The organism is Amycolatopsis acidicola (assembly GCF_007713735.2).
Lineage (GTDB): Bacteria > Actinomycetota > Actinomycetes > Mycobacteriales > Pseudonocardiaceae > Amycolatopsis_E > Amycolatopsis_E acidicola.
Genome location: NZ_VMNW02000168.1, coordinates 1 through 8,170, shown reverse-complemented (window position 1 = coordinate 8,170; position 8,170 = coordinate 1). Strand labels below are relative to the sequence as shown.

Sequence of the window (8,170 nt, the reverse complement as noted above, 5' to 3'; positions counted from 1 at the left end):
CCCCGCCGCCGAGCAAAGTGTTGATGCCCGCCGTCGTCTGGTCGCTCAGCGTCTGACCCGCGGCCAGCCCGAGCACCTCGCCCCAGACGAACGACAACGTCACCCCGAGCAGCGTGTACACGAACGCCCGCGGTCGTGAGGTGCTCGGCGGCAGGTACCTGCTGAAGTCCGACGCGTAGCTGGCCCAGGAGATCGCGAGGCTCAGTGCGATCGTGCTGAACAAGACGAACGCCCCGATCAAGTCCCCACCGGACACCGTGTTCGCCACGGCGACGGTGTGTCCACTGAGCAGCTTCACCGACAGCACGATGAAGAACACCGCGATCACGACGGTCATCACCGCCTGTACGCGGTGAATCACCTCATAGCCCAGCACTCCGACGGCGCATTGCAGGAGCAGGACGATAGCGACGGCCAGCCAGAACGGGAGCCCGAGCAGCTGCGCCAGCGCATCGCCGCCGAACAGGCCCACGAGCGCATCCCACGCGATCGAGTTCAGCCACTGCACCAACCCCGGCAGCACCACCGTGCCGCGGAACGGCAGCCGCGCCAACGGCAGTTGCGCGGTGCCGGTGAGTGGCCCCCAGGTCGCCAGGTACGCGACCGGAATCGCGCCGAGCACTGTGCCGACGAGCAAAGCCACCAACCCAGTACCGAACCCGAGGCCCAGCCCGGCGCCCAGAGTCCCCGAGAAGACCGCAGTCATGGTCAGATTCGGCGCGAAGAACACGGTCAGCAGCCGAATAGGCCTCCCGAACCGGTTGGCCTCGGGAACCGGTGTGATCCCGTGAGATTCGACCGCCAGATCCCCCGCCCGCGTGGGCATCCGGCCGCCGAACACATCCGCCGTGAGCGCTGTCCTGTCCATGCCCTCACCGTCTCACAGACTCACCTCCACGAACCCATCGTTGACCTGCGCCGACGCTCGCTGTGGGGTAGTCCACACTGCGAAGTCCGGCCTGGTCGGTCTGGTAGTTGTGGGACGTGACCTTCCGGCCGACCACCTCCCATTGGGGCGCCTTCTCCGCCGACATCGGCGCAGACGGGCGGCTCCAGGTCGCCGCCGATCCAGATGACCCTTCACCGTCTCCTCTGCTCGGTAATCTCCCCGATTCGCTACGTCATCCCACGCGGGTAACCGCTCCGGCCGTGCGCCGCGGCTGGCTGGAACACGGTCCGGGACCGGACTCTTCTCGCGGCAATGACGAGTTCGTCGAACTCGGCTGGGACGAAGCGCTGGACTTGCTCGCCGCCGAGTTGCGCAGGGTCCGTGACGACCACGGCAACAAAGCGGTCTTCGGCGGTTCCTATGGCTGGGCCAGCGCCGGGCGGTTCCATCATGCACAAAGTCAGTTGCGCCGGTTTCTCAATCTCTTCGGTGGATTCACCTCCAGTCGTCACACATACAGCAACGGCACGAGCGCGGTCGTTCTCCCACACATCGTCGGTAGCGCGGACGACGTATTCCGCAACGGGTCCAGCTGGCCGACCATCGTCAAGAACACCGAGCTGCTGGTCGCTTTCGGTGGTGTGCCAGAGAAAAACGTCTTTGTCACTCCGGGTGGAGTGAGCCGCCACCACACTCCCGGGTTCCTCGCGCGATTGGCAGAACGTGACGTCGACATCGCGTTGATCAGCCCGTTGCGCGACGACTTCCCAGCCGCCGGCGCCGTGCAGTGGTACCCGATCCGGCCGGCCACGGACACGGCGTTGATGTTGGGGTTGGCGCATACCCTGGTCGTCGAGGACCTACACGATCGCTCCTTTCTTGATCGCTACTGCGCAGGCTACGACGAGTTCGAGCAGTACCTCCTTGGGATGGAAGACGGTGTCCCGAAGGACGCCGAGTGGGCGAGCCACATCACCGAGATCCCCGTCGGCGAGATTGTTTCTCTAGCAAGAAAAATGGCCTCCTCGCGCACTTTCATCACTGTCACTTGGTCGCTCCAGCGCATCGAGCACGGCGAGCAGCCGGTATGGACTGCGATCGCCCTCGCGGCCATGCTCGGGCAGATAGGCCTTCCCGGTGGCGGTTTCGGCCACGGGTACGGATCCATGGGCGACAGCGGAGACATCGGCCCGGACTTCCACGTGCCTTTCCTTTCGCAAGGCGTCAATCCGGTCGACGAGTTCATCCCCGTCGCGCGGATAGCCGACATGTTGCTCAACCCCGGCGGGTGTTACGACTTCGACGGAGCCGTCCGCACCTTCCCGGACATCCGACTCGTCTACTGGGCAGGCGGGAATCCGTTTCATCATCACCAAGACTTGAACAAGTTACGGAACGCCTTCGCTCGTCCGGACACCGTCGTCGTGCACGAGCCGTACTGGACGGCGACCGCGCGGCACGCGGACTTCGTCCTCCCGGCCACTACCCCCTTGGAACGAGAGGACTTCGGTTCAGGCCGTCGCGATACTCACCTCGTTGCCATGCACCAAGTTGCCCAGCCTTACGGGCAAGCCCGCAGTGATCACGTGATTCTCGCCGGCCTCGCCGAACGCCTCGGGTTCGGCGAGCGCTTCACGGAAGGTCGTTCGCCCCGAGCCTGGCTTGAGCACCTTTATGGCTCGTGGCGCAAAAACCTTGCTGCAGCTGGTGTCGCCGCGCCATCGTTCGCCGAGTTTTGGTCCAGCGGAAGCTATCCACTGCCTTCCGAGGAGCCGGACCGGACGCTTTTCGAGACGTTCCGGCAGGATCCCGAAGCCAATCGGCTGCACACCCCTAGTGGGAAGATCGAGATCACCTCCGCAGTCATCAAATCGTTCGGGTACGAGGATTGTCTCGGTCATCCAGCATGGCTGGAACCGGTGGAATGGCTGGGCGGCGCACGTGCGGAGAACTTTCCACTCCAGCTGATCGCCAACCAGCCGCGCACGCGGTTGCACAGCCAGCTGGATGTCGGTTCGGTCAGCCAGTTCGGCAAAGTCGCCGGCCGCGAGGCGATCCGGATACATCCCGCCGATGCCGCCTCCCGCGGAATCGAGGATGGCGACGTGGTGCGTGTGTTCAATGATCGAGGTGCTTGTCTGGCGGGCGCGGTAGTGACGAGCGCCCTTCGTCCCGGTGTGGTGCAACTGCCCACCGGAGCCTGGTTCGATCCGCACGGATCCCTTTGCGTGCACGGAAATCCGAACGTGCTGACGGCCGATCGGCCGACCTCCCGACTGTCGCAGGGCTGCGCCGGACAGCTCGTGCTGGTCGAACTCGAACGGTTCGACGGCACGCCCCCGCCTGTCACGGTCGGCTCCCCGCCTGACGTCATCAAGCGTTGAGTCCGCGCCGATAACAGGCGGCGCAGACCGCGCCGCAGCCGCGCGACGCATCCAGGTACAAGCTCGCAGAGCAGTGTCAGTACAGACACGGTGAACTCCCCAGTTCATTGGATTGACGGCGAATCGCCGGACTCGACTGCCTTCGACTGTAGCGCGATATCGTCGGTCAATTCCCACTCTTTCGGGCGTTCTTGGCCTGACCGGTCCACAAAGATCTGTCTTTCGGCAGATGGTTATTCGCGGTCCGTTCCGGGAGACTCGAAGGGGTCGGTCATCGAAGGGAGTAGCGATGTGGACGCTGCAAACACGTTTGTACACAAGGGATTCCGGCGTCGGCTCTGGCGAAGGCACTGGGCCCTCTGGGGTCCGGTCGTCTGGCGGGTGTGCGCCGAAACCGGGATCCGAAGTCTGGCACCGAAATGGTCCTGGCTGTCCGTCGTGGCGATCGCCGTCCTGGCCTGTCTCGGGCTACCTGGAGTCGGCGTACTGCCGGTTCTTTCCGCCGTGACGGTGGTGTGCGGCGCCACCACGAGCGCTCTGTGCTGGCCGCGGAGGAGCGTGCCCCTGGCACTGTGTGCGTCCGGGGCCGCGCTGATGTCGCTCCTGAGCACGGCCATCGACTCCGGCGATACGCCTGACGCTCTGTCCGGTTGGTTGCTCGTCGAGACCGCCTTCTTACTGGTGCTGCTCGCACAGGTGGCGAGACGTGCGCCGGTGCACCTGGATCGACTGGTCGCGGCGCTGGTCTTCAGCGCTGTCCTCGTGGCGCCGATCCGGGTGGGCCCATGGTCGGAGTCACCGCCGCCCGTCGCCGAATTCCTCAAATTATCTTGCTGCTGGGGGTTTCTCGGTGCTTGCGCGGTGGCCGTGGGGTTGTACCTGAGGTTGCTCGACGAGGCGCGGGCCCGATCGATCAGGTCGGCGCGGCAAGCGCAACGGACGGAGCTGGCCCGCGAGGTCCACGACTGGCTCGCGCATGAACTGACCGGGATCGTTCTCGAAGCACAGGCCGCGGAGTTGGCGGTGCGGAACACCGAATCGACCCGACTGGCGCTGAGGCGCATTGAGGAGTCCGGTGTGCGAGCGCTGTCTTCGATGGATCGGGCGATCGGCCTGTTGCGCGCCGCGCACGATGGAAGCCGGCAGGCTGCGGATGAGCTGCCGCACTCGCCAGCCGACCTCCGCGAGATGGTCGACAGGTTCGCGAGCGGAAACCGAGCGCGCGTGTGTCTCGTCGTGGAAGAAGGCCTGGGCGACCTGGCCCCGGAGACGGCTTCGGTGGTCCACCGAGTCGTGCTCGAATCGCTGACGAACGTTCGAAGACACAGCCCGTCGTCAGGTGCTGTCGACATCTCGCTACGGCGACGTGGATGCGAGCTATCGGTGGAGATCGTGAACGACGCGCCGTGTCGGCAAGGTCTGAAGCTGCACGGTGCTCGGCGTGGTGGACGCGGGTTGGAAGCCCTTGCTGATCAGGTCCGGGCGCTCGATGGGGAATTTGAGGCAGGGCCGAACGAACCTGGCGGTTGGCGAGTTCGTGCCACGCTTCCGGTGGCCTCCGGATGATGACCTCAATCGAGGGAGCGGAGGATGCCGAGCGGGTCGGTCCCATCACGGTGTTGATCGCTGACGATCAAGAGACGGTTCGACGGAATCTGCGCCGGATTCTTGAGGCGGACGGTCTAGTCAGGGTGGTCGCAGAAGCGGTCGACGGGGTCGAGGCGATCGAGCTGGCACAGGAGTTGCGCCCGGACGTCGTGCTCGCGGATATCCGCATGCCGCGACGAGACGGCCTGGCCGTGACTCGCGCGCTGGCTGGGCCTGGGGCCGAGAATCCGTTGCGGGTCGTGGTGATTACCACGTTCGATCTCGACGAGTACGTCTACGCCGCGCTACGCAACGGCGCATGTGGGTTCCTGCTCAAGCGATCGGGGCCGACGCTACTGATCGAGGGCGTACGTGCCGCGATGGCCGGAGATGTGTTGGTCAGCCCACAAGTCACGGTGCGACTGCTCCAGCACCTGGCGCGACACAGTGCGTCCAGTCGCCCCTGGAAACCGTTGACCGAACGGGAGTTTGCCGTTGCGTGCATGGTCGCGGATGCGAAGACGAATCCCGAGATCGCGGCCGAGTTGTCCATCACAGTGGGGACGGTCAAAACACACGTCTCGACGATTCAGCGAAAGCTACGTGCGCGCAACCGGGTAGCGATCGCGGCTTGGGCGTGGGGAACCGACTCGAAGGCGAGGGAAGCAGGTTAGAAATACACCATCGCCGAATCTACTCGTAGTTACCCTCCGCTCGATACTCAAAGGTGAGATCACCCAATAGTGTCATTTTCTTCAGGGAAGGGGGGAAGTGAAGGTCTCTCGGCATGAGGGGACCCATCGTCCTGGTAGCTTCGGCCAGGCCTTTGGATTTCGTTGCTTGAGCGGTTGGGTGAACGCTGGCTCGGCGGCGACGGTTGATGTCACGGCACTGGCGGGTTTGATGGAGGATTTTTGATGACGCGCACCACCCTGCGCAGCGGGTCGGGTGACATCGCGAAAACGGTACGTATTTCCGACCGCACAGGGATCGTCGCTGCGAGTTCACCGCCCGCCGCCGAGGTGCCGGAGCCGCGTTCCGGGGGCGAGTCCACTCTGCTGGCGCTGGTCGGCTCCGCGCAGCGACAGCCGAGTGCGCGCAAGGTGCGACGGAACGTGCTTCTCGCGGGTGCGGCCGCCTTGTTCCTGGCTGTCGGGTGGATCGGCGGAGGGACGTTCGAGCAGCAGGACGACCCGACGCCGACGGTGGCTGCGGGTGCCACCTTCGCGCAAAGCCAGAGCGAAGCGCCTCAGGCACCCACAACGCCTACGCCGTCTCCGGAAGTGCCCAAACCGTCCACCGCTCAACCCGCGGCTCCCCAGGCGTCCGAGACGAAGCCGGCGAACCCGACCACGAAGAAAAACACCAGCAGCAAGACGGTGGCCGAAGGCACCAAGTCAGGAAGCAACGAGTCGGAGAGCGATTCAAGTCAACCACGGGTCGACAACACGGAGTCGACGTCGTTGGAGGAGCGCAGCTCGATCGATGAGGTGCCTGAAGGGATACAGCACATCCTCGATCGCTACTGGAATCAGCACAGTCCGTACCGGACGTTCGGCCGCTGACGTCGGTAGTCCGAGGCAGGCTCGGAGCCGTCGCATGGTCAGCACGTTTTGTCAGGTGGATCTTGTCGCGCTCGTGAACCGCTAAGCGAACCTAGAGAAATTCCAGTACGGCGCGAACAAAGCCGCAACGGTCGGGCGATGGCCGGGAACAGTGCGATGGAACTGCGATTGGACCGGGAGTTGTAGTGGTTCATAGGGTGGCGAGGCCTCCCTGTGAGGGAGAAATTGCAGTGCGTGATCGCGACCGTAAAGGCGCCAACGTCAGGTAACGGCAGTCGCGCTGATCTGAGAAACGCGAGTACCGCGCCGTCACTCGACTGGCTTCGCGGTGACAGCCTGGCGGTCGCGAAGGGGTGCGACCGCAGGGCGGTCTGCGGGGTCTCAGACGTTGGTGATCTCGTCGATGAAGGCGTCCACGTCGAAGTGGTCGCTTTCGGAGCCGATCGGCACCACCTGCGCGGCGGTGTCGATGAAGCGCTCGACGTCCTCCCGCTCGATCTCGACCAGGGCGTAGCCGTCGGGCGACTCGATCTCCAGGATCAGGATGTCGTCGTCCGTCGCCAGGTCGGGCCGGACGCGGACGTCGCCGAGACCGGTCGGCTCCTGCAGTCCCTGGACGAGCAGGTCGCGGGCGAACGTCCACTCGACCCACCGGCCGCGCTCGGTGCGGAACGCGATGTTGACGGCGAAGGGTTCGGTGCCCACATAGGACAGTCGGGACAGGACGGGTGCGCTCGAGCCGTTCAGCGTGACGAACTGGCTCTGGTTGACGGCATCGGTGTTCACGTGCCCCTCCTCGCTTCCAAGGTTCGAGGTCCGAACTGTTCGGACAGCGAGGAGATGGCGCTGAGTGTCGATGATGATGCGTGGCGACCGACTTTCACGCGATCCGGTGTAAAAGTCGGAAGCGTGTAACACACGCTGGGTGTGTCGTCAGCGCCCGTTCAGGGGAATACTGAGCCCGACCTTGACCCGGTCCATCACGACGCTGGTGGTGAAATGCCGGACTTCGCCGTTGTCGAAGAACATCCGCCGGGTGAACGCCTCGAACTCCGTCATGTCGGAGCAGTTGACCACCAGGACGAAATCGGCCGAGCCCGTCACGTAGTAGCACTGCTGTACCGCGGGGTCGGCCTGCACCTGCTTGCGGAAAGCGTCGAGGACCTCGATCCGCTCGCGTTCCATCTCGACGGTCACCACGAAGGTCATGTCGATCCCGACCGATTTCGGATCGACGACCGCCACCTCACGGGCAATGACGCCCGCCTCCCGGAGCCGCTTGATCCGCCGCTGTACCGCGGCTGCCGACAAGCCGACATGCGCACCGATGGACTCGGCGATCATGCGGGAGTCCTCTTGCAATCTGCTGAGTATGGCTCTGTCGAGATGATCCAGATCGGCGGAGGGCACCTACGCATCGTAGCCAAAAACCGCTGCTGGGAGCTTTGACCGACGAACCGCGGGTTGTAGTCCAGGTCGACCTGGCCTCCGGGAGGGCAGACGCGGCGTGAGTGGGCGGGCTCGCCGGCTGGTGGCTTGGCGGACGCGCGACGTCCAGACGCGGCGGGTCGCCGAGGCGCGCGGTTGCGGGAATGAGCCGTGCGAGAGGGGAGGACAAGTTGCTGGAGTGGACGGCGGGGCGGGGGAGGGCAGGTCGCGGAAATGAGTCGTGGGAAAGGGATGGCCGAGGAGGGTAAGTCGCTGGAGAGGGTTTGTGGGAGTGGGATGGCGGGGGAGAGCAAGTC

General features: G+C 64.7%; 7 protein-coding genes. 4 read left to right on the top strand and 3 right to left on the bottom strand.

Translation table 11 applies throughout. The annotated features are described in order from the left end of the window. On the bottom strand, positions 1-868 hold an 868-nt coding region (locus tag FPZ12_RS44790), incomplete at its 3' end, for a cytosine permease (RefSeq protein WP_208026235.1). Positions 869-984: 116 nt separating this feature from the next. Here FPZ12_RS44790 and FPZ12_RS44785 point away from each other — a divergent pair. The 4 genes from FPZ12_RS44785 (at position 985) to FPZ12_RS44770 (ending at position 6,425) form a co-directional block, all read left to right on the top strand. After that, positions 985-3,273: a molybdopterin-dependent oxidoreductase gene (locus FPZ12_RS44785; protein WP_144761703.1), complete on the top strand. Its 2,289-nt coding sequence runs from the start codon at positions 985-987 to the stop codon at positions 3,271-3,273. 438 nt (positions 3,274-3,711) lie between these two features. Then, positions 3,712-4,839 carry a sensor histidine kinase gene (locus FPZ12_RS44780; protein ID WP_150980804.1) on the top strand — a complete coding sequence of 376 codons (1,128 nt, stop codon included), beginning with the start codon at positions 3,712-3,714 and terminating at the stop codon, positions 4,837-4,839. Further along, positions 4,839-5,534 (top strand): response regulator, encoded by a 696-nt coding sequence (locus FPZ12_RS44775; protein ID WP_144761709.1) that lies wholly within the window; start codon positions 4,839-4,841, stop codon positions 5,532-5,534. Before FPZ12_RS44780 ends, FPZ12_RS44775 begins: the two co-directional genes overlap by 1 nt. Positions 5,535-5,777: 243 nt before the next feature. Then, entirely contained in the window at positions 5,778-6,425 is a 648-nt protein-coding gene (locus FPZ12_RS44770) for a hypothetical protein (RefSeq protein ID WP_144761712.1), read from the top strand. 381 nt (positions 6,426-6,806) lie between these two features. Here the strand turns inward: FPZ12_RS44770 and FPZ12_RS44765 are convergent, their stop codons facing one another. After that, positions 6,807-7,211: an SsgA family sporulation/cell division regulator gene (locus tag FPZ12_RS44765; protein WP_144761715.1), complete on the bottom strand. Its 405-nt coding sequence runs from the start codon at positions 7,209-7,211 to the stop codon at positions 6,807-6,809. 147 nt (positions 7,212-7,358) lie between these two features. Beyond that, a complete protein-coding gene (locus tag FPZ12_RS44760) occupies positions 7,359-7,835 on the bottom strand; it encodes an Lrp/AsnC family transcriptional regulator (protein WP_144761718.1) in 477 nt (158 codons plus the stop codon). Between the last annotated feature and the right edge of the window lie 335 nt (positions 7,836-8,170).

Bases quoted from the DNA above. Each gene is read 5' to 3' on its own strand.
- FPZ12_RS44770 (WP_144761712.1), top strand. From the start codon at position 5,778: ATGACGCGCACCACCCTGCGCAGCGGGTCGGGTGACATCGCGAAAACG.
- FPZ12_RS44775 (WP_144761709.1), top strand. From the start codon at position 4,839: ATGACCTCAATCGAGGGAGCGGAGGATGCCGAGCGGGTCGGTCCCATC.